Raw genomic sequence first — 19,345 nt, forward strand, 5'->3', positions numbered from 1 at the left:
TGATGTTTGGTTGCGGGAGCCGGATTTGAACCGACGACCTTCGGGTTATGAGCCCGACGAGCTACCAGACTGCTCCATCCCGCGTCTGTGTGGCGGCATTCTACAGGCGATCGCCTGAGTGTCAACCGTTAATAGCCTGCTTGGTCAAATTAACGTTAATTAGCGTCGGACGGTTGCTGCGCTCAGGTTAAGTATAAGAAGCGCAAAGGGTTTTTTCCTGGCTCTGGCGACAAGAGGGAAGGAGGGGTGACGAAAAACACACGCGCACAAAAAAGGCCACTCTTTCGAGTAGCCTTTTTTGATGTTTGGTTGCGGGAGCCGGATTTGAACCGACGACCTTCGGGTTATGAGCCCGACGAGCTACCAGACTGCTCCATCCCGCGTCTGTGTGTCGGCATTCTACAGAGGATCGCCGGGCTGTCAATTGCTAATTGAGAAAAATCTGTTCCTGTTCAATCGCTTAGCGTATCAAACAGGAGGTCTGACAGGGCTTGAGGGCTTGTGGCATAAGGCTTTCAGCTCTATTGACGGGTTAATTTCGATTGAGAAAATAAATCCAGTGTAGGCATTTTCCTCTGCTAAGGGATAAGAAACCAGGCACTGGTGCTATATACAGTTGCCAGTGAGATACTGGCGATCCGGTTCGCCGTAATCCTTTTTCCTTCATTGAACACTGCCTTATATGACGCAGCGCAAAATCATCCACGTCGATTGTGACTGCTTTTATGCCGCCATCGAGATGCGTGACGACCCGACTCTGGCGAGCAAGCCGCTGGCGGTGGGTGGCTCGGCGGATCATCGCGGAGTTATCGCGACGTGCAACTATGAGGCGCGGGCTTACGGGGTGCGCTCGGCCATGTCCTCACGGCATGCCTTGAAGCTGTGCCCGGACCTGGTCATCGTCAAGCCGCGCATGGATGTCTATAGAGAAGCGTCGAAAGAGATCCAGGCGATTTTTCGCGATTACACCGACCTGATCGAGCCACTGTCGCTGGATGAGGCGTACCTCGACGTGTCGGAAAGCACGCATTTCGCTGGCAGTGCCACGCGAATTGCCCAGGATATTCGGCGCCGCGTCTCCAATCAGCTGCATATCACCGTCTCGGCGGGTGTAGCGCCGAACAAGTTTCTCGCGAAGATCGCCAGTGACTGGAAAAAGCCCAACGGATTGTTTGTGATCACGCCGGATCAGGTCGAGGACTTCGTCTCGCAGTTGCCGGTGAGCAAACTGCATGGTGTCGGCAAAGTCACTGCCGACAAGCTGGCAAAGCTCGGTATTGCCGATTGCCTGCAGTTGCGTGAGTGGAACAAGCTGGCGCTGGTGCGCGAATTTGGCAGTTTTGGCGAGCGTCTGTGGAGTCTGGCGCGTGGGATCGATGATCGGCAGGTGCAGAACGACAGTCGCCGGCAGTCGGTGAGTGTCGAAAATACCTACGATGTGGATCTGCCGGATCTGCTTAGTTGCCTGGATAAACTACCGGACCTGCTGGAAACCCTTAACGGGCGTATGGCGCGGATCGATAGCAGCTACCGGCCGGGCAAGCCGTTCGTCAAAGTGAAGTTCCATGATTTTACCCAGACGACACTGGAGCAGGCCGGGGCGGGGCGTGATCTTGGTAGCTATCAGTTGTTGCTGACTCAGGCGTTCAATCGGGGTGGCAAACCCGTGCGTTTGCTGGGGATTGGCGTGCGCTTGCAGGATCTGCGTGGCGGGTTCGAGCAGTTGGATCTGTTTGAGCGGTAGGGCCCGATCGGGGGCAAGCGCGTTTGACTCTGTAGGAGCAAGGCTTGCCCGCGATGCTTTTCGGCTTTAGTTCGGCCCTGGATCCGCCACCAAACGCCCGGCATCCTTGGTCAGCGACTTGAGAAACTCGCTTTGCAACTCGGGATCGTTGCGGGTCAGTTCGATCAGGCTTTGTTCCAGCTCGCTGGCTTCTTCTTCCAGGCCCAGCTCCGACAGGCGTTTGACCCGGTGTACCCACTGGCTCACTTCGTCGTCTTCGAGGTCGTCGTAAATCAGCGTATGAGCTTCCAGCAGCTTGCTGCGCAAGGTGCTGCTGATCGTCAGGGACGAGTCGGTGTGCACATCGTCCTGAGCATCTTCAACAGTAATCTGCAGCTTGCCGATACGGTTCAGGTCCTGTTCCGCGAACGGGCTGTCCAGCAGGTTCAAGCGCAACACGCCGTTGCGGTCGGTGGTGAGCTCGAAGGTCTGCGTGCCGGCCTTGACCTCTACCGGGCGCTCGCTCCATGGCAGGCTCGAATATTCCATACGCTTATCACGCTGGACTTCATCGATACCGGCCAGGTTCTGTTGTGCGCGACCATGGGACTGTATGTTCATGAACGGGTTGAGCCCGGCAATGCCATTGCTGATCCAGTCCTTGGTCATGCTGTCTGGCAGGTTGCCGAGGGCGAACACGTTGGCGATGTTCGCGCCGACGCCGCCCACCAAAGTCACCGCGCCCAATGGAATCTCGTAGACCTTGCGCCAGGGTTGGTAAGGCGTGTAGCGATCGTAGCGCCGGGTGACATCGTACTCGGTGACTTCGAAGGTCTTCTGCTCGTGAATCCGAACCCGACGTTGCGGCAGCTCAAGCACCTTAGGCTCACCGACATCGATCTGCAGGCTGTGATCGAGCAGTTTGCGCTCGATGCGTTCCTCGTGCTCGCTGCGTTGTGACATCTGATTGGCGCAGCCGCTGAGCAACAGGGTGCCGCACAGGGCGGCACCACCGAGGTTTAAGGTGTTTCGCTTGAACATGACTTCTCTATCTGGTGTCAGCGGCGGATACGAGCCTGAAGGAACGACAGCACGTCAGCGACCGGCAGCGCTTGCGGCTCGGCCTCGGTACGGCTCTTGTATTCCAGGTTACCTTCGGCAAGGCCGCGGTCACTGACCACGATCCGGTGAGGAATGCCGATCAGCTCCATGTCCGCGAACTTGATGCCCGGGCTGGTTTTCTTGTCGCGATCGTCCAGCAGCACTTCGAAGCCGGCAGCGGTCAGTTCCGCGTACAGCTTGTCGGTCGCTTCGCGAACCTGCTCGGTTTCGTAGCGCAGAGGCACCAGGGCGATCTGGAAGGGCGCGAGGGCGTCGCTCCAGATGATGCCTTTCTCGTCATTGTTCTGCTCGATGGCCGCAGCCACTACGCGGGACACGCCGATGCCATAGCAACCCATTTCCAGGGTGACCGGCTTGCCGTTCTCGCCGAGTACTTCGCACTTCATCGCTTTGCTGTACTTGTTGCCCAGCTGGAAGATGTGCCCGACTTCGATGCCGCGCTTGATTTCCAGGGTGCCTTTGCCGTCAGGGCTAGGGTCGCCGGACACGACGTTACGCAGGTCGGCAACGGTCGGTACTGGCAGATCGCGCTCCCAGTTCACGCCGAAGTAGTGTTTGTCGTCGATGTTGGCACCGATGCCGAAGTCGCTCATCAGTTCGACGGAACGGTCGATGATGATTGGCAGCGGCAGGTTCAGCGGGCCAAGGGAGCCGGCGCCGGCGCCAATGGCGTCACGCAGTTCGGCTTCAGAGGCCATGACCAGCGGGCTGGCGACGCCAGGCTGGTTGGCGGCCTTGATTTCGTTCAGTTCGTGGTCGCCACGGATGATCAGGGCAATCAGCTTGCCTTTCTCTTCAGCGTGAACCACCAGGGTCTTGATGGTTTTTTCGATTGGCAGGTTGAAGCCTTCGACCAGTTGCGCAATGGTCTTGGCGTTCGGGGTGTCGACCAGGCGCAACTCTTCAGACGGTGCGGCGCGCGAGGTCTCCCGTGGCACGGCTTCGGCTTTCTCGATGTTCGCTGCGTAGTCGGAACCGTTGCTGAAGACAATGTCGTCTTCACCGGATTCGGCCAGTACGTGGAACTCGTGGGAGCCGGCGCCGCCGATGGAGCCGTTGTCGGCTTCTACAGGGCGGAACTTCAGGCCGAGGCGGGTGAACACGTTGCAGTACGCCTGGTGCATGCGGTCGTAAGTGATCTGCAGCGATGCCTGGTCGGCGTGGAAGGAGTAGGCGTCCTTCATGATGAATTCGCGACCGCGCATCAAGCCAAAGCGTGGGCGGATTTCGTCACGGAATTTGGTCTGGATCTGGTACAGGTTGATCGGCAACTGCTTGTAGCTGCTCAACTCGTTGCGCATCAGGTCGGTGATCACTTCTTCGTGAGTCGGACCGGCGCAGAAGTCGCGACCGTGACGATCCTTGAAGCGCAGCAGTTCAGGGCCGTACTCTTCCCAGCGACCGGATTCCTGCCACAGCTCAGCCGGTTGAGTGCTCGGCATCAACACTTCGAGAGAACCGGCGGCGTTCATTTCTTCACGAACGACGGCTTCGACCTTGCGCATCACTCGCAAGCCCATCGGCAGCCAGGTGTACAGGCCGGAGGCGAGTTTGCGGATCATGCCGGCGCGCAGCATCAGCTGATGGCTGACGACGACCGCATCGGAAGGCGTTTCTTTCTGTGTGGCGAGCAAATATTGACTGGTGCGCATGGTAGGCCGTTGTCGGTTGCTGAAGACTAGAAGTGACGAAGCATTGTACGGGCGAGATTTGCTGGCGTACAGGATTGCGGCCGGCGGTGTGGCTTGAGTGCGGAGAAAGCCCCGCACTCAAGGGGCTATGATTCTTCGACGGCGGTAGCGGTCTGGGCAGGCTCGGGCGTTGGAGTCGGGCCTTCGCGGCGGTTTTCCTGGAACCAGTGCAGGGCGATCAACAGCAGGGTCGGCACGCCAAGCAGCGCTGTGATGATGAAGAAGTTGTGATAGCCGTATTTCTCCACCATGACTCCCGAGTAGCCGCCGATCAGGCGTGGCAGCAGGAGCATGATCGAGCTGAGCAGGGCGTACTGGGTCGCGGAAAACTTCAGGTTGGTCAGGCTCGACAGGTAGGCGACGAAGGCCGAGGTCGCCATGCCCGAGCTGAAGTTGTCGAGGGAGATGGTGACGATCAGCATCTCCAGGTTGGCGCCCATGTCGGCGAGCATCACAAACAGCAGGTTGGTAGCAGCTGATGCGAACCCGCCGATGAACAGAATCGGCAGGATGCCGAAACGCACGATCAGCAGGCCACCCATGCCGGCGCCTATCAGGGTCATGATCAGGCCGAAGATCTTGCTGACGCCGGCGATCTGATCCTTGGTGAAGCCCAGGTCGATGTAAAACACGTTGGCCATTACGCCCATCACGGTGTCGGACATTCGGTAGGTGGCGATCAGGCCCAGCAGTAGAAAGGCCTGCCAGCGGTAGCGGACAACGAAGTCGTTGACGGGCGTCAGCACCGGGGCCAAGCCGCGGCGGCCCATGGTGGAGAGGCACAGGCTGGTCAGGATGATGTAGAGCAGCGCTCGTAGAAATGCCCGATCTTCCAGCAGCAGATCCAGTGGGCTCATGGCGCCGGTGATGACGCTGGCGAAATCAGTGTTGTAGAGCTGGGTAAACATCGCGGGTACGGATACCAGCAAAACGATGAGTACGAATACCGAGGCGAGTTGGTGCACAAAGCTGTAGCGCCCGGCGGACAGCTGGGTACGCAGCGGCACGGGAGGTTCGCGCATCAGCAGGGTGGTCACCAACGCCGGGATCATCAGCAGGCCGAACAGCGCGTAGGTGCCGGTCCAGGCCGAGTGTTTGTAGTTGAACCCGGTGGAGCCGAAACCTTCGGCAATGAACAGTGCACCGGCTGTCGCCAGGAGCGCCGCGACCCGATAGCCGGACATATAACTGGCGGCCAATGCAGCTTGGCGCGTGTCGTCGACAATTTCCAGGCGATAGGCGTCGACGGCAATATCCTGGGTGGCAGAGGCGAACGCGACCAGAACGGCAATCGCAATCAGCCAGGACAGGTGCTTTTGCGGGTCGCAGAAACCCATGCCGATCAGGCCGAGGACCAGCAGTATTTGCGCCAGGACCAGCCACGAGCGTCGTCGGCCGAGTTTGCCGAGTAATGGCAGGCGCCACTGGTCGAGAAGTGGCGACCACACCCATTTAAACGCATAGGCCAGCCCGATCAGGCTGGCATAACCAATCGTTTCACGGGCTACGCCGGCCTCACGCAGCCAGACGGATAGCGTTGAGAACACCAGCATGTAGGGTAGGCCAGCGGCGAAACCCAGTAGCAATAGTACGAGTGTCGAGGGGCTGGCATAAGCAGCGAGCGCGGCGCGCCAGGTTTTACGGGGCATGGGCTGGAGTCTGCCTCAAAATTGCGAAAACAAAGCGCGCACTCTAACCGCTGTGCTCTACCGGGCGCCAGCCATGACGCTGAATATCAACACGATTGTTCAGGACACTGACACCTTCCATGCGCAAGCGTGCCCGCTGTTCATCGCCGGAGGGGCTTCCCGCTGGTAGGCTGAGGCGACCGCCGGCAGCCAATACGCGATGCCAGGGCAGCTTGGTGTCGCCGGGCAACTGACTCAATGTGCGCCCCACCCAGCGGGCGGCCCGCCCCAGGCCTGCCAGTTCGGCGAGTTGACCGTAACTCACCACTTTGCCTTCCGGAACCTGGGCCAGGGTCAGGTAGAGCGTGGTTCGGCGCATCTGTGCCGGGGTCTCGGTTTCATGGTTGGCGTCAGTCACGTTGCCGCTTCCTGATGAGGGTGTTGAGGCTGCTTCCAGAGTAAGTCTTCCGTGAGCGAATGAAAATCTCGCCAAATCGGGTGTGGCCGGTAAAAACAGACAGGCACAAAAAAGCCCCGCTTTTGAGGGCGGGGCCTTTTACTAAATCAGGACAAGTTAGATAACTTGAACTTCTTCAGCTTGCATGCCTTTCTGACCGCGGGTAGCGATGAAAGAAACCTGTTGGCCTTCTTTCAGGCTTTTGAAGCCGTCGGATTGGATAGCTTTGAAGTGAACGAACAGGTCGTCACCGGATTGTGGAGTGATGAAGCCGAAGCCTTTTTCATCGTTGAACCACTTAACGGTACCGGTTTGGCGATTAGACATGGTGTAACTCCTTGAACAAAGATAACTGCGACTCAGGAAGAACCCTGGCCGAGACTGAGTGCAAAGAGCAGGAAAAATTCTTGTAGATGGTTGGATCGAAATTCAACATATCGTGTAGAGATTCTCAGTGACACAAGCAGCACAGTGGCGCCACCTTAACCCTTTTTCCTGAACGTGCCAATGGTCTTTGCGAAGGTTTCTCTGTTTTCATGACTGACGGTGTGCCGTATTGCCGCGAAGGCCCGGAAATCGTGGGGGATCGGCGAGAATTGTGCCCCGGACTTTGAACCGGCGGCGTGCCCCGGTAAGATGCCGGACAGAATTTTTCCACCTCGCTATTCAGGACACCCCCGCCATGAGCATCAAATCGGACAAGTGGATTCGCCGCATGGCGCAAGAGCACGGCATGATCGAGCCCTTCGTAGAGCGCCAGATGCGTGGCGAAGGCGCCGATCGGCTGATTTCCTTCGGCGTATCGAGCTACGGCTATGACGTGCGTTGCGCCGATGAATTCAAGGTGTTCACCAACATCAATTCGGCGACTGTCGATCCGAAAAACTTCGATGAGAAGAGCTTCGTCGACGTCAAAAGCGATGTCTGCATCATTCCGCCGAACTCTTTCGCGCTGGCGCGTACCGTCGAGTTCTTCCGTATTCCGCGCAATGTACTGACGATCTGCCTGGGCAAGAGCACCTACGCTCGTTGCGGCATCATCGTCAACGTCACGCCGCTGGAACCGGAGTGGGAAGGTCACGTGACTTTGGAGTTTTCGAACACCACCACGTTGCCGGCGAAGATCTACGCCAACGAAGGCGTGGCGCAAATGCTGTTTTTCGAGTCCGACGAAGAGTGTGAAGTGTCTTATAAGGACCGTGGCGGCAAGTATCAGGGCCAGCGTGGCGTGACCCTGCCGCGTACCTGAGTCAGCCGTCTGACAAACCGTTGGAATTCCTGAGCGGGCGTACACTCTATGGGGTGTACTGCTCCGATGCGCGCAAGGCGCATCGGGCCATCGCTCAGGAGTGCTTCATGAAGATCGATCCGCGAGTAAGTGCCGAACTGGCAAGGCTTGAGCCCAATCAAGTGGGCCTGCTGGCCTGGTCATTGCTGGCTCATCCGCCTGTCACGCAGGCCGGCGGAATCCCTGGTCAGCCCGACCCCGATACCCCGAACGAACAACCGACGGAACCCGGCGAGCCTGGCGAACCTACCTTGCCGGATAAGCCGCCTCCGGCGCCGGTTGCCTGATTTTCCGCATCGAAATTCAATGGCCCGAGGTTGGATTGATCCCTGTGGGAGCGTGGCTTGCCCGCGATGAACGATAACGCGGGTTATCAGATAAATCGCGTTGCCCCATCGCGGGCAAGCCACGCTCCTACGGAATCTGGGGTTACTTGAGGTTGCCGCTGAGGAATTGCTTGAGGCGTTCGCTCTTCGGATTGCCGAGCACGTCTTCAGGCGCGCCTTCTTCCTCTACCAGCCCCTGATGCAGGAACAGCACCTGATTCGAGACTTTGCGGGCGAAGCTCATTTCGTGGGTCACCATGATCATGGTCCGGCCTTCTTCGGCCAGTCCCTGGATCACCTTGAGCACTTCACCCACCAGCTCCGGGTCCAGCGCCGAGGTCGGTTCGTCGAACAGCATGACTTCCGGCTCCATCGCCAGTGCGCGGGCAATGGCAACACGTTGTTGCTGACCGCCCGACAGGAACGCCGGGTATTGATCCGCTACGCGCGCCGCGAGGCCAACCTTGTCCAGATAGCGCCGGGCGCGATCTTCGGCGTCCTTCTTGCTGACCCCCAGCACCCGGCGCGGGGCCATGGTGATGTTTTCCAGCACCGTCATGTGGCTCCACAGGTTGAAGTGCTGGAACACCATTGCCAGTCGGGTACGGATTCGTTGCAGTTCGGCTTCATCGGCCACCCGCATGCCATGGGAGTCTTTGATCATGCGGATCGCTTGACCGTCCAGGCTCATGGCGCCGTCGTTGGGTTGCTCGAGAAAGTTGATGCAGCGCAAAAAGGTACTTTTGCCCGAGCCGCTGGCGCCGATCAGGCTGATCACGTCACCGGTCTTGGCCTTGAGCGAAACGCCTTTGAGCACTTCATGAGTGCCGTAGCATTTATGCAGGCCTTCGATGGTCAGTTTGTACATGGGGCATGCATCCTCAAGGCGAAAGTAGGTAGCCGGTGCGATAGGCTTCGAGGCCTGCAACATGGGCGATCACCATGCCTGCGGTGGCCATCCGGCGAGTCGAACGGGCGTAGAGCAGGCCGGCGTTGGCGCAATGAACCGGGGTCACGCGGTCGCCGATCGGGTCGATGATTTCGGCGATCAGTTGTCCCGCCTCCAGGTACTCGCCCGGCAGCACGTGGTACACCAGCAAGCCGCCGACCGGGGTTGCAACCGGTTCTACTGCGGCCAGTGGCGTGGCGGGGTAGGGCAGTTCGGGCAAGGGCGTTGCTTCACCTTCGATTGCGCCGAAATGAACCAGATAGTCGATCAGCGCCTGGCAGTCGAGGCTGGCCAGCGGATGATTGACGTCGCCTTGACCGCGCAATTCGACGGTCACCGAGAAGCTGCCCAGCGGAATGTCGAAGTGCTCACCGAAGCGCTCCTGCATTTGCCACCAGACCAGGGTGAAACACTCATCGAACGAATGACCGCCGGAGTCGGTGGCCAGCAGGCTGGCTTCGGCGCCGATGTAGCGCGCCAGTGGCTCGACTTGCGGCCAGGCCTCGGGCGTGGTGTACAGGTGCGCGACGGCTTCGAAATCACAATGCAGGTCTAGCACCATGTCCGCGTCGCAGGCCAGTGTTTGCAGGGTCAGGCGCTGGGATTGCAGTTGGGTGCGGGCGGTTTGCCGAGCCAGCGCATTGCGCAGGCTGCTGCGGATCAACTCAAGGTTGTGTTGTGGATCGTTGTTGAGTTGCCCTTCGATCTCGTTGCCGACTTCTTCACCGAGGTCAACGAACCAGCGGTTGAAGTTCTGTCCGCTTTCCAGTTCGTAGCGGCCCAGTGGCACGTCCATCAGCACTTGTTCGAGGCCAATCGGGTTGGCCACGGGCACCAGCACGATCTCGCTGCGCAGACGGCCGGCGGCTTCGAACTCGGCCAGGCGCAGCTTGAGGTGCCAAGCCACCAGCATGCCGGGCATTTCGTCGGCGTGCAGCGAGGACTGGATGTAGATTTTGCCTTTGGCCTGGGTCGGGCCGAAGTGGAAGCTGTGGATCTGTCGTGCAGTGCCCGGCAGTGGGGCAAGCAGGTCATGGATCTGGTGGCGCATTTGCAAAAAATCCTAGTGAGTCGGCCCGAGGAACGCCAGCCATCGGCGTTCGGCCAGTCGGAACAGGCCGACCAGCGCAAAGGTGACGGTCAGGTAAATCAGCGCGGCAATGCCGAACGACTGAAAGGTCAGGAAGGTCGCCGAGTTGGCGTCACGAGCGACTTTCAGAATGTCCGGGACGGTGGCAGTGAAGGCCACGGTGGTCGAGTGCAGCATCAGGATCACTTCGTTGCTGTAGTACGGCAACGAACGACGCAGGGCCGACGGCATGATCACGTAGGCATATAGCTTCCAACCCGTCAGACCGTAGGCCTTGGCGGCTTCGACTTCACCGTGGTTCATACTGCGAATCGCCCCGGCGAAAATCTCCGTGGTGTAGGCGCAGGTGTTCAGGGCAAAGGCTAAGATGGTGCAGTTCATCGCATCGCGAAAGAACGCGTCGAGTACTGGCTGCGCACGGACCGCGGCCAGGCTGTAGATCCCGGTGTAGCAAATCAGCAGCTGGATATACAGCGGCGTACCGCGAAACAGGTAAGTGTAGAACTGCACCGGCCAGCGCACATAGAGCTTGCTGGAAACCCGGGCAATCGACAGCGGAATCGACACCAGGAAACCGATGAAGATCGAGGCGCTGAGCAGCCACATGGTCATGGCCAGGCCGGTGATGTGGTAACCGTCGGTATAAAGGAACGGTTTCCAGTAGTCCTGTAGAAGTTCGATCATCGTACGGCCTCCCGGGCACCGGCGGCATAACGGCGTTCAAGCCTGCGCAGGACAAAGTTCGAAGCGCTGGTGATCAGCAGGTAAATCAAGGCGGCCAGCACCAGGAAGTAAAACAGTTGATAGGAGCTTTTACCGGCGTCCTGTGCCGCTTTGACCAGGTCCGCCAAGCCGATGATCGACACCAGCGCGGTGGCCTTGAGCATCACCATCCAGTTATTGCCGATGCCGGGCAGGGCAAAGCGCATCATCTGCGGGAACACCACGAAGCGAAACCGCTGGCCGCGCTTGAGGCCATAAGCCGTGGCGGCTTCGACCTGACCCCGTGGGACGGCGAGGATTGCGCCGCGAAAGGTTTCGGTGAAATACGCGCCATAGATGAAGCCCAGGGTGATGACCCCGGCGCTGAACGGGTTGATTTCGATGTACTCCCATTCCATCAGGTCGGTCAGGGAGGTCAGCCAGGTTTGCAGGCTGTAGAAAATCAGCAGCATCAGCACCAGGTCCGGCACGCCGCGAATCAGGGTGGTGTAGATCTGGGCGGGAACTCGTAGCAGTTTGACGCTGGAGAGTTTGGCAGTGGCGCCGAGCAGGCCGAGCAACACGGCCACCAGCAGCGACAACACCGATAATTTGATGGTCATCCAGGTGCCTTGCATCAGCAGCGGGCCAAAGCCCTTCAAGCTGAAGGCAGAAAGCCCGAGGTTTTGTAACAGTTGTTCGAACATAAAATCTGCAACCTGATAGCGTGAAAAAAGCGCCCATCACGAGGATGGGCGCCGGGCATTATTTGCCGCTGTACAGATTCAGATCACCGAAGTGTTTCTTTTGAATGGTCGCGTAGGTGCCATCATCGTGTAACGCTTTGATACCTTTATCGAGAAGGGCTTTGAGCTCTTTGTTACCTTTCGAGATACCGACAGCTGTTTTGGCTGGCAGCAAAGGATCGTTGACCGGCTTGCTGACTTCATAAGCAGCGCCTTGTGGCGACTTCAAGAAGCCCAGTTCGGCTTGCAGCATGTCCTGGATCGAGGCGTCCAGACGACCGGAAGTCAGGTCGGCGTAGACCTGATCCTGGTTGGCGTAGGCCTGAGTGGTCACGCCAGCCTTGTCCAGCACGGCCTTGGCGTAGGCTTCCTGAATGGTGCCTTGCTCGTAGCCGACCTTTTTACCCTTGAGCGAAGCTACATCAGAAATGCCGGAGCCTTTCTTGTAGACCAGTGCGGTAGGGCCGGAGAACAGTTCGCTGGAGAAGTCGATGACTTTTTCGCGGGCTTCGGTGACGGTCATCGAAGAGATCACACCGTCGAATTTATTGGCCTTGAGGCCTGGAATCATGCCGTCGAAATCGCTTTCGACCCATTTGCACTTGACCTTCAGCTCGGCGCAGATCGCGTTGCCCAGATCGATGTCGAAGCCCACCAGGCTGCCGTCGGCCGCTTTGGACTCGAACGGAGCGTAGGAAGGGTCAACGCCAAAACGCAGTTCTTTATATTCCTTGGCCAGTGCGGAACCAGCGGCCATGCACAACGCCAGTGCAGAAAGGGTCAGCAATGCTTTTTTCATTATTAAATCCCTAAGAACCAATTTGAGCGCTTGTGGCGCGAAATTATTGTTACTGGAAAGCGTAAGACCTTATGAAAGTAGCAATTTCCGAACCAGAGTCCCGAACAAGCGTTTTAAAAGATGATTCAAGACACGTCTGGAGAGGAATCGTGCCCAAAAACGGGCGTGAACAAATTGCCGCACCAAAGTAGAGCGATCGGTGGCGAGGAAGCAAGCTCCCTCGTCACTGATCGCTCTACGTGTTACTTGCCTGGCACCAGGGTCAGCCGCGTTTTGCCATATATCTTGTCGAAGTTCTGCGGTTGCATCGGCAAGCTCATGTATTGGCCTTTGAGCCACGGGTCGATGCTGTCGATATAGTTCGGGCTGGCCGGGTTACCGGATTGGCCGGTGCCGCTCTGACCCATCAGCGGTTCGGCCTGGCCGAAGTCGACAATGAAACGCATGGCCGGCACCCGCGTCACGTTGAAGTCCTGCCCCCACGTGTACGCGGCAGCATTCAATGTGGTGTGGTCACCTCCGGCTGACATGGCGCCACGCACGGTCTGGCCTCGGCTGTTTTTCCATTCGTAGTGGTGCAGTTTGCCCCACTGCCAGGCTTTGTGGTCGGCACCCATCTGGCTCTCGCCGGCGGTAATGGCCGCGGCCAGGCTACGGGCGAGAATGGTCGGTTTGTCTTCTTTTTGCTGCGTGCGCAGGTCATCCCAGAACGGGCTGTCTTCGCGACCCAGCAAATGGTCGGCCTGGGCCGAGTAGGACAATTTGCCGTTGGCGACGAAGGCTTTCCACGTCGGGCTGGACTCTGGGCCGAGCTCGTCGAGGAAGATCTGCTTCATGCTTTCTTGCAGGAACAGTTCATAGATCGCTGCGTCGGCCGAAGTCGGGCTGAGCTTGCCGTCGAACGCCATCAAGCGGTTGTAAGCTTCACGCGCTTTGCCGGCTTCGGCAGCAGGCAGTGCGTCGATCGCCTGTTTCAGCGGCTGGGACATGCCCGGGGCTTCAAACATCTTTTTCAGTTTGGCGGCGAACAGCGTGGTCTGGTCGTACTGCATCGCGATCATGCTGCGGCTGTCGTGCTTGCCGGCAGCCGCCAGCTCGGCGATGCGCTCGCCACGCTCGGGCGCGGCCCAGGAGTTGGACAGCTGCATGCCGTAACCATGAGGGATGACCCGCTGGTTGGCGGTGCCGACCCAGCCTTGGGCCGGGTCCTGGTCATAAGGGTGGAGCATCGGGTCGGCGTAACCGTCCCAGTCGTAACGACCTTCCCAGCCCGGCGATGGCAACAGGCCTTCACCTTCGCGACGGTTCGGGAAGCGCCCGGTGACTTGCCAGCCGATGTGGCTGGCGTCGGCGAATACCATGTTCAGCGCGATAGCGCGGATTTCACGGCTGGCGTCCGAGGCTTTCTCTGCGCTCTGTGCACGGGACAAGTCGAAGAAGGCATCGAGGCTCTTGTCGTCGGTAAAGTTCGGCATCTGCAATGCCAGACCGAAACCATTGCCCAGTGCAGTGCCTTGAGCGCTATTGAGCAGCGGGCCGTGACGGGTTTCGTACACGGCTTCGCGAATCGGCCGCTGGCCTTTGACGAAGTAGGTTTCGTTGCGAACCGTCACCGGTTGCCATTTGCCTGAGACTTCGTAGCTCAGGCCATTGCCTTGACGCTTGAGCTTTTCAAGGAACAGGTCCTGGTTATCGCCCATGACCGCGGTCATGCTCCACGCCACTTTACCGTTGAAACCGGCGAGGACCATCGGCAGGCCGGCAACGGAAACCCCGGCCGCCTGGTACTTCGGCGAACGGATCTGTACGTAGTTCCACAGCGACGGCACGCCAATCGGGAATTGGCTGTCGCTGGCCAGCAGGCTCTTGCCGCTGCGACTGCGCTGCGGGGCAATTGCCCAGTTGCTCGACGCCGTGGCGCCGAGCAAATTCAATGCAGACAACTGGTCGCCGGCTTTACTGAGTTCGCTCAGGCCCGGGATCGTGCCGTTGAGCTTCACGCCTTTAAGCTTTTCAGCTTCGGCGAGTGGCAGCTTTTCGTCCGGATACGACGGCAACAGCCACGGGAGTTTGTCTGTCGTGACGGTTTGCGCCATCACCAGCGAAGCGATTTCTTGCGGCAGGTTGGCTGACTGGCTGAAGTTCAGCAGGCAAAAAATCAGCGCCGAATCTTCCGGCTTCCAGTATTCAGGTTTGTAGCCAGTGGCGGCCAGGTCCGACGGCAGCTTGTCGCGATAGCGGAACAGGTAGGCGTTGACCCCGCGTGCATAGACTTCAAAGAAGCGTTGCAGGCGCGGAGAGGAGGCCTTGTAGAGCTCGTCGGCACTTTTCTTCAGATTGACTGCGCGCATGTAGCGGTCAGCGTCGAGCATCTCTGCGCCGGACATCTCCGACAGGCGACCCTGGGCCAGCAGGCGCATGGTGACCATCTGGGTGATGCGATCACTGGCGTGTACGTAGCCGAGGGTGAACAGTGCGTCGTGGAAGGTGTTGCTTTCGATCAGCGGCACGCCCATGGCATTGCGCCGCACTGAAACGTTCTGCGCCAACCCTTTGAGCGGCTGCACGCCTGCGGTGGGTGGCAGGCTGTCCTGGGCATTCCAGGTCTGGCAACCGGTGAGGCTGAGCACACTGGCCACTGCTGCGGCAACGCCGAACCGGGGAAGAAAAGATGTAAAGGCTGGCGAGGCCATGGCAAAGCTCCTGCGGGGGTAGTACAGATTAATGGCGCTACGTTAGTGAGCAGTAGAGGGCCGCGCAAGCGGGGGCAGATCTTATTTCAAGGTTTGTCCGATAAATCAAAGAATTTGACGCTGGACGCTGTATCTGTGGTGGGGGAGCTTGCTCCCGCTGGACTGCGTAGCAGTCCCATTTTCAGGGCCGCTTCGCGCCCCAGCGGGAGCAAGCTCCCTCGCCACAGGGGACTGCGCTGTTTTCAGGGGATTGGCGTTCACGATGACTTGCCTGGAGGAGGGTGTGATGCTCAAGTGTGGAAAATTCAATGACCCGTGCAAGAGATAACTCGCCATGGAACTTCAGGCAAACGCAGTGCTTATTCTGATCGATCAGCAAAAAGGCATTCATCACCCCAGGCTTGGACCACGCAATAACCCCCACGCCGAGGAGCGGATGGCCGAGTTGTTGAGGGAATGGCGGCGCATGGCGCGGCCGGTGATTCATGTGCAGCATTTGTCCCGCTCGCCGGAATCGGTGTTCTGGCCACAGCAGTCGGGTGTCGAGTTTCAGGAACGGTTCGAGCCGCAATCGGGCGAGTGTGTGATCCAGAAACAGGTCCCCGATGCGTTCAGCGGGACGACGCTTGCAGCGGGTTTGCGTGAGGCGGGGATCGAGCAACTGATCATTGTCGGCGTGGCGACCCATAACTCGGTCGAGTCCACGGCGCGTACGGCGGGCAATCTGGGGTTTGAAACCTGGGTCGTGGAAGACGCCTGCTACACCTTCGACAAGCTCGACTTCTTCGGCAACAAGCATTCGGCGCAGGAGGTGCACGCCATGTCGCTGGGCAATCTGCACGGGGAGTATGCGACGGTGGTTCGCACCACAGATATTTTAATGACTGATTAAAACCTGTAGGAGCAAGGCTTGCCCGCGATGAACGATGACGCGTAATACCTCAGATACCGAGGCGATCCTATCGCGGGCAAGCCTTGCTCCTACAGGGGGGATGCGTTGTGTTAACGCATCAAGCGCCGTGGCACTTCTTGAACTTCTTGCCGTTGCCGCATGGGCAAGGGTCGTTGCGGCCAACGTCTTTCAACGCGTTGCGCACCGGCTCCTGGTGAGCGTGGCCGCAGTTCGGGCCATGAACATGGCCATGGTCGTGATCATGGTGGTCGTGATGGTCATGATCGTGGTTGCAGTCAGGGCCATGGACATGGGGTTGCTGGGTCATCGAGGTTACTCCGGAATAAAATCGCCGGGAATTATCTCGCCATTATTGGCCAGGTGCACGTCATTGCCGATGAATAATCCGGTTTGAAGCGTTCCTTCCAGGCGATAGGGGATCGGCTGGTCGGGTTTCTTCAGCAATTTCACCACGTCGCGCAGGTGTTGCCAGAGGTTGGTGCGGATCGGCACCTGGAAATAGCTGCTGCTTTTCGGGTCGACGGTGAACCATTCGCTGGCCTCGCCTTCGGCCAGCAGGAAATCGCTTAAATGAATCCGGTACACCAGGCCGCGAACTCTAAGGTCGGAGTCGTTGGGGTTGTCGACGCGAAAGTAGAGCATGAATTTCTGCTCAAGGAGTTTGGCGCGCACCACTTCGACTTTGAGCAGATGGACTTGTGGGTCGAGGCTGTCATCAGCGAACCAGGACGCGCAGCCACCGAGGCTCAGGAACATGAACAGGGTGACAATTCGTAAGGCGCGCTGCTGATGGGTCATAGTGGTATTTCTCCTTGACCCCCAGTCTAGCCCCAAAAGATCGCCTCAAACGGTGAAATAACTCGCACAACACTTCTTGAATTTCTGCCCGCTGGCGCAGGGGCATGCATCATTGCGCCCGGCCTTGAGCTGCACGGTCGGGTCAATGAAGTACCAGCGCCCGGCGTTTTGCACAAAGGATGAGCGTTCGCGGTGGCTGTGCTCGCCGGTGCTGTCGTGCCAGCGTGCGGTGAAGGTGACGAATGCATGTTCGGGCTGGCCGCCGAAGACCTCGGAGCTTTCCACCTCAAGGCCAAGCCAGGTGCTTTGCGCGCTCCATTCGCTGATCGACTGACGATCCAGGCCTGCCTGCTGGGCGGGCAGGGTGGTGGCCACCAGATAGTCGATCAGCCCCAGCACATAGGCGCTGTAGCGTGAACGCATCAAGGCTTCGGCGCATGGCGCGGGGTGGCCGGCGTGGTAATGGCCGCAGCAGGCATCCAGCAGGGTGCCACTGCCGCACGGGCAAATGGACGTACTCATCGTGTTACCACCAGTATTTTCCGAAGTTTTCCGGATTGGCCCAGAAGCGTGAATTGAGCCAGTCAGGCACTTGTTTGTAGTCAAGCAGATCGTAGGTAAACAGTGTCAGGACCTGTTCGTCACGCTGGAAGCGTTCACTGGCCTGCAGTGCCAGGGAAAAGAAGTCGGTTTCTTGCCAGCCGCAGGCTTTCAGGTCCGCCAGCACCGCGATGCGGCTGGCGTTGAGATTGCGAATCCCGCCGAGCAGGTTCAGGCCATCGCGTTTGGGCAGATGCTCAAGGCAGTCGAGTGCCAGCGCCAGGTCGAAGCGTTGTGCGGCAAGCTCAGGTGGCAGAGGGCCGGGCGCGACTTGCGCGACGCAGGCATCCGGGTGCGCGAGCTTGAAAGCTTCGAGCGCCGGGAAGCCGCTGGCGCCGATCAGCAACAGACGTTGTGGCGCATAACGGTCGAGCAAGGCGGCGAGTGCTTGCTGGGGCGTGCGCGAAGAAATACCTGTGGTCATCGAAGATCCTCAATCAGATGTGCGAAGACTAGCCTGCCCGAACGTGCGGGCCTAGAGGTGGTTTGCAGGCAATGGTGAGGCCCGCCGTAAATACGCGGCGAAAAGCCGTGGAGTCGAACGGGTGATGGACCGCTGATCGACAGATGCGACGCTCTAAACCGCCCGTTCAGAAGAATTTTCGTTGGCCTCTGGCTTATCCGTTGCGGAAGTCGGTACTGTGCGTGCAAAGAATAATGATCTGCGGGGAGCGTACATGAAGGTGCTTTGGGGCTTGGGGAAGGGGTTGACCCTGTTGTTCTGGCTGGTGGTGCTGGTCAATCTGATCAGCCCGTTGATCGGTCCGTTTCATTTGATGATCAATCTGATCGGCTGTCTGTTGCTGATGACCCATGTTGTGGAGTTGGTGCTCTTTAACCGCAACCTTAAAGAGCGGGCTCATCCGTGGCGTGATCGCTGGCAGATCCTCATTGTCGGTATTTTCCATGTGCAAACCCTTGCAACCCCTGCCGCCGGGGAGGTTCGCCATGCGTAAGCTCTGCCTGCTCGCCGCCTTGATCAGCCCGATGGCGATGGCTCAAGTGGTCACGGTCGAGACCAACTCGCTGCTGCGTTTGCCCAATACCGCCAGCACCTTGCAGTTGGAGCGCCTGGAAGTCGCCGATAATGGCACGCTGCTGATCCCCTCGAACGTGACCGAATTGAGCGTTGGCGAGTTGCGTCTGGGCCGCGAGGCACGGATCGCCATTGTCCCCAGCGAACAGGCTCTGCAACTGAATATCAGCCGTGCGCAGCTTGCCAGTGGCAGCCAGATCACCTCGCGAGGCGCACCCGGCACTTACCTCAAGGCCGCCCGCGCCGGGCGCAACCTGAATCTGCGGATTGCCTCGCTGAATGCTCCCGAGTTGTCGGTGGATGCCCGTGGCGGCGCCGGTGCGCCAGGTTACGTGGGGCTCGATGGCGGCAACGGCCAGGAGCCGGGTTGCACATGGGGCCAGGCCGGGCATGGGGCGGATGGTGATAATGGTGGCGATGGTCATGCCGGGGCGCCGGGTGCGCAGGTCCGGGTGGAATTACCGCGTGATTACCCGGCCCAGCAGATCAAGGTGCTGGTCGACGGTGGCGCCGGCGGCGTAGCGGGTGCCGGTGGCAAGCCCGGCGCAGGCGGAAAGGCCAAGGGGTGTTTCGTCTACCGTGCCGACGGCGGTAAAAGCGGTCGTGCAGGTGCGCAAGGTCAGCCAGGTCCTGCCGGGGCGGCAGGTGCCGTGACGGTACAGCGGTTGTAACAATTGGCGAGTCCCCCTGTGGCGAGGGGGCTTGCCCCCGCCGGGTCGCAAAGCGGCCCCAGAACCAGCGCTCCCGTTCCTTCAGAATGCATGCGGTGACTGGTTTACGACTG

General features: G+C 59.1%; 21 protein-coding genes and 2 tRNA genes. 6 read left to right on the forward strand and 17 right to left on the reverse strand.

Annotation, left to right across the window (positions count from 1 at the left end; genetic code table 11):
• Positions 1-7: 7 nt before the first annotated feature.
• Both AABM55_RS06515 and AABM55_RS06520 read right to left on the reverse strand, forming a co-directional pair.
• Positions 8-84, reverse strand: a tRNA-Met gene (locus AABM55_RS06515).
• A 222-nt stretch (positions 85-306) separates the two neighbouring features.
• Positions 307-383, reverse strand: a tRNA-Met gene (locus AABM55_RS06520).
• Between the two features lie 299 nt (positions 384-682).
• Between AABM55_RS06520 and dinB the strand changes: the two genes are divergently transcribed.
• On the forward strand, positions 683-1,744 hold the full coding sequence (dinB, locus tag AABM55_RS06525) for a DNA polymerase IV (protein WP_347929122.1): 1,062 nt from the start codon (positions 683-685) through the stop codon (positions 1,742-1,744).
• A 66-nt stretch (positions 1,745-1,810) separates the two neighbouring features.
• Here dinB and AABM55_RS06530 read toward each other — a convergent pair whose 3' ends face one another.
• The 5 genes from AABM55_RS06530 to AABM55_RS06550 form a co-directional block, all read right to left on the reverse strand.
• Positions 1,811-2,764: a hypothetical protein gene (locus tag AABM55_RS06530; protein ID WP_054595983.1), complete on the reverse strand. Its 954-nt coding sequence runs from the start codon at positions 2,762-2,764 to the stop codon at positions 1,811-1,813.
• Between the two features lie 17 nt (positions 2,765-2,781).
• Entirely contained in the window at positions 2,782-4,497 is a 1,716-nt protein-coding gene (locus tag AABM55_RS06535; RefSeq protein WP_054595984.1) for a proline--tRNA ligase, read from the reverse strand.
• Between the two features lie 125 nt (positions 4,498-4,622).
• Entirely contained in the window at positions 4,623-6,185 is a 1,563-nt protein-coding gene (locus AABM55_RS06540) for an AmpG family muropeptide MFS transporter (protein ID WP_347929123.1), read from the reverse strand.
• 43 nt (positions 6,186-6,228) lie between these two features.
• Entirely contained in the window at positions 6,229-6,543 is a 315-nt protein-coding gene (locus AABM55_RS06545; RefSeq protein WP_219731303.1) for an MGMT family protein, read from the reverse strand.
• Positions 6,544-6,738: 195 nt separating this feature from the next.
• Positions 6,739-6,948 (reverse strand): cold-shock protein, encoded by a 210-nt coding sequence (locus tag AABM55_RS06550; protein ID WP_002554837.1) that lies wholly within the window; start codon positions 6,946-6,948, stop codon positions 6,739-6,741.
• A gap of 355 nt (positions 6,949-7,303) precedes the next feature.
• On the opposite strand from AABM55_RS06550, the gene dcd reads away from it, so the two are divergent.
• Complete coding sequence (gene dcd / locus AABM55_RS06555; protein ID WP_019692149.1) at positions 7,304-7,870, forward strand: dCTP deaminase; 567 nt, start codon at positions 7,304-7,306, stop codon at positions 7,868-7,870.
• Between the two features lie 107 nt (positions 7,871-7,977).
• The gene (locus AABM55_RS06560; RefSeq protein WP_054595987.1) at positions 7,978-8,196 is read left to right on the forward strand and encodes a hypothetical protein; all 219 of its coding nucleotides are present in this window, start codon (positions 7,978-7,980) and stop codon (positions 8,194-8,196) included.
• A gap of 142 nt (positions 8,197-8,338) precedes the next feature.
• Here the strand turns inward: AABM55_RS06560 and AABM55_RS06565 are convergent, their stop codons facing one another.
• From AABM55_RS06565 to AABM55_RS06590, 6 genes are all read right to left on the reverse strand, one after another.
• A complete protein-coding gene (locus AABM55_RS06565) occupies positions 8,339-9,103 on the reverse strand; it encodes an ABC transporter ATP-binding protein (RefSeq protein WP_054595988.1) in 765 nt (254 codons plus the stop codon).
• A 13-nt stretch (positions 9,104-9,116) separates the two neighbouring features.
• Positions 9,117-10,235: a succinylglutamate desuccinylase/aspartoacylase family protein gene (locus AABM55_RS06570; RefSeq protein WP_347929124.1), complete on the reverse strand. Its 1,119-nt coding sequence runs from the start codon at positions 10,233-10,235 to the stop codon at positions 9,117-9,119.
• Positions 10,236-10,247: 12 nt separating this feature from the next.
• Positions 10,248-10,958 carry an ABC transporter permease gene (locus AABM55_RS06575; RefSeq protein ID WP_347929125.1) on the reverse strand — a complete coding sequence of 237 codons (711 nt, stop codon included), beginning with the start codon at positions 10,956-10,958 and terminating at the stop codon, positions 10,248-10,250.
• Positions 10,955-11,683 (reverse strand): ABC transporter permease, encoded by a 729-nt coding sequence (locus tag AABM55_RS06580; RefSeq protein ID WP_054595991.1) that lies wholly within the window; start codon positions 11,681-11,683, stop codon positions 10,955-10,957. Before AABM55_RS06580 ends, AABM55_RS06575 begins: the two co-directional genes overlap by 4 nt.
• A gap of 58 nt (positions 11,684-11,741) precedes the next feature.
• Positions 11,742-12,521 carry a transporter substrate-binding domain-containing protein gene (locus tag AABM55_RS06585; RefSeq protein ID WP_054595992.1) on the reverse strand — a complete coding sequence of 260 codons (780 nt, stop codon included), beginning with the start codon at positions 12,519-12,521 and terminating at the stop codon, positions 11,742-11,744.
• Positions 12,522-12,763: 242 nt separating this feature from the next.
• Positions 12,764-15,214 carry a penicillin acylase family protein gene (locus AABM55_RS06590; protein ID WP_347929126.1) on the reverse strand — a complete coding sequence of 817 codons (2,451 nt, stop codon included), beginning with the start codon at positions 15,212-15,214 and terminating at the stop codon, positions 12,764-12,766.
• A gap of 334 nt (positions 15,215-15,548) precedes the next feature.
• On the opposite strand from AABM55_RS06590, the gene AABM55_RS06595 reads away from it, so the two are divergent.
• Positions 15,549-16,106 (forward strand): cysteine hydrolase family protein, encoded by a 558-nt coding sequence (locus AABM55_RS06595; RefSeq protein WP_347929127.1) that lies wholly within the window; start codon positions 15,549-15,551, stop codon positions 16,104-16,106.
• Positions 16,107-16,224: 118 nt separating this feature from the next.
• Here AABM55_RS06595 and AABM55_RS06600 read toward each other — a convergent pair whose 3' ends face one another.
• Genes AABM55_RS06600 through AABM55_RS06615 form a run of 4 tightly spaced genes read right to left on the reverse strand, consistent with a single transcriptional unit; the run spans position 16,225 to position 17,949 of the window.
• Positions 16,225-16,434, reverse strand: coding sequence for an SEC-C metal-binding domain-containing protein (locus AABM55_RS06600; protein WP_007906737.1), 210 nt, complete (start codon positions 16,432-16,434; stop codon positions 16,225-16,227).
• Between the two features lie 5 nt (positions 16,435-16,439).
• Positions 16,440-16,925 (reverse strand): LEA type 2 family protein, encoded by a 486-nt coding sequence (locus AABM55_RS06605; RefSeq protein WP_054595995.1) that lies wholly within the window; start codon positions 16,923-16,925, stop codon positions 16,440-16,442.
• Between the two features lie 45 nt (positions 16,926-16,970).
• A complete protein-coding gene (locus AABM55_RS06610) occupies positions 16,971-17,447 on the reverse strand; it encodes a YchJ family protein (protein WP_054595996.1) in 477 nt (158 codons plus the stop codon).
• 4 nt (positions 17,448-17,451) lie between these two features.
• Positions 17,452-17,949 carry a DUF6231 family protein gene (locus tag AABM55_RS06615; protein WP_054595997.1) on the reverse strand — a complete coding sequence of 166 codons (498 nt, stop codon included), beginning with the start codon at positions 17,947-17,949 and terminating at the stop codon, positions 17,452-17,454.
• A 253-nt stretch (positions 17,950-18,202) separates the two neighbouring features.
• Here AABM55_RS06615 and AABM55_RS06620 point away from each other — a divergent pair, with 253 nt between their 5' ends.
• A complete protein-coding gene (locus tag AABM55_RS06620; RefSeq protein ID WP_347929128.1) occupies positions 18,203-18,481 on the forward strand; it encodes a DUF1145 domain-containing protein in 279 nt (92 codons plus the stop codon).
• On the forward strand, positions 18,474-19,232 hold the full coding sequence (locus tag AABM55_RS06625; RefSeq protein WP_103315455.1) for a hypothetical protein: 759 nt from the start codon (positions 18,474-18,476) through the stop codon (positions 19,230-19,232). The genes AABM55_RS06620 and AABM55_RS06625 overlap by 8 nt, the downstream gene beginning before the upstream one ends.
• The last annotated feature ends 113 nt before the right edge of the window (positions 19,233-19,345 follow it).

It is taken from the genome of Pseudomonas helvetica, from assembly GCF_039908645.1.
GTDB lineage: Bacteria > Pseudomonadota > Gammaproteobacteria > Pseudomonadales > Pseudomonadaceae > Aquipseudomonas > Aquipseudomonas helvetica.

Excerpts from the sequence above, each read along its gene's own strand:
- dinB (WP_347929122.1), top strand. The coding sequence starts at position 683 with ATGACGCAGCGCAAAATCATCCACGTCGATTGTGACTGCTTTTATGCC.
- AABM55_RS06530 (WP_054595983.1), bottom strand. The coding sequence starts at position 2,764 with ATGTTCAAGCGAAACACCTTAAACCTCGGTGGTGCCGCCCTGTGCGGC.
- AABM55_RS06535 (WP_054595984.1), bottom strand. The coding sequence starts at position 4,497 with ATGCGCACCAGTCAATATTTGCTCGCCACACAGAAAGAAACGCCTTCC.
- AABM55_RS06540 (WP_347929123.1), bottom strand. The coding sequence starts at position 6,185 with ATGCCCCGTAAAACCTGGCGCGCCGCGCTCGCTGCTTATGCCAGCCCC.
- AABM55_RS06545 (WP_219731303.1), bottom strand. The coding sequence starts at position 6,543 with ATGCGCCGAACCACGCTCTACCTGACCCTGGCCCAGGTTCCGGAAGGC.
- AABM55_RS06550 (WP_002554837.1), bottom strand. The coding sequence starts at position 6,948 with ATGTCTAATCGCCAAACCGGTACCGTTAAGTGGTTCAACGATGAAAAA.
- dcd (WP_019692149.1), top strand. The coding sequence starts at position 7,304 with ATGAGCATCAAATCGGACAAGTGGATTCGCCGCATGGCGCAAGAGCAC.
- AABM55_RS06560 (WP_054595987.1), top strand. The coding sequence starts at position 7,978 with ATGAAGATCGATCCGCGAGTAAGTGCCGAACTGGCAAGGCTTGAGCCC.
- AABM55_RS06565 (WP_054595988.1), bottom strand. The coding sequence starts at position 9,103 with ATGTACAAACTGACCATCGAAGGCCTGCATAAATGCTACGGCACTCAT.
- AABM55_RS06570 (WP_347929124.1), bottom strand. The coding sequence starts at position 10,235 with ATGCGCCACCAGATCCATGACCTGCTTGCCCCACTGCCGGGCACTGCA.
- AABM55_RS06575 (WP_347929125.1), bottom strand. The coding sequence starts at position 10,958 with ATGATCGAACTTCTACAGGACTACTGGAAACCGTTCCTTTATACCGAC.
- AABM55_RS06580 (WP_054595991.1), bottom strand. The coding sequence starts at position 11,683 with ATGTTCGAACAACTGTTACAAAACCTCGGGCTTTCTGCCTTCAGCTTG.
- AABM55_RS06585 (WP_054595992.1), bottom strand. The coding sequence starts at position 12,521 with ATGAAAAAAGCATTGCTGACCCTTTCTGCACTGGCGTTGTGCATGGCC.
- AABM55_RS06590 (WP_347929126.1), bottom strand. The coding sequence starts at position 15,214 with ATGGCCTCGCCAGCCTTTACATCTTTTCTTCCCCGGTTCGGCGTTGCC.
- AABM55_RS06595 (WP_347929127.1), top strand. The coding sequence starts at position 15,549 with ATGGAACTTCAGGCAAACGCAGTGCTTATTCTGATCGATCAGCAAAAA.
- AABM55_RS06600 (WP_007906737.1), bottom strand. The coding sequence starts at position 16,434 with ATGACCCAGCAACCCCATGTCCATGGCCCTGACTGCAACCACGATCAT.
- AABM55_RS06605 (WP_054595995.1), bottom strand. The coding sequence starts at position 16,925 with ATGACCCATCAGCAGCGCGCCTTACGAATTGTCACCCTGTTCATGTTC.
- AABM55_RS06610 (WP_054595996.1), bottom strand. The coding sequence starts at position 17,447 with ATGAGTACGTCCATTTGCCCGTGCGGCAGTGGCACCCTGCTGGATGCC.
- AABM55_RS06615 (WP_054595997.1), bottom strand. The coding sequence starts at position 17,949 with ATGACCACAGGTATTTCTTCGCGCACGCCCCAGCAAGCACTCGCCGCC.
- AABM55_RS06620 (WP_347929128.1), top strand. The coding sequence starts at position 18,203 with ATGAAGGTGCTTTGGGGCTTGGGGAAGGGGTTGACCCTGTTGTTCTGG.
- AABM55_RS06625 (WP_103315455.1), top strand. The coding sequence starts at position 18,474 with ATGCGTAAGCTCTGCCTGCTCGCCGCCTTGATCAGCCCGATGGCGATG.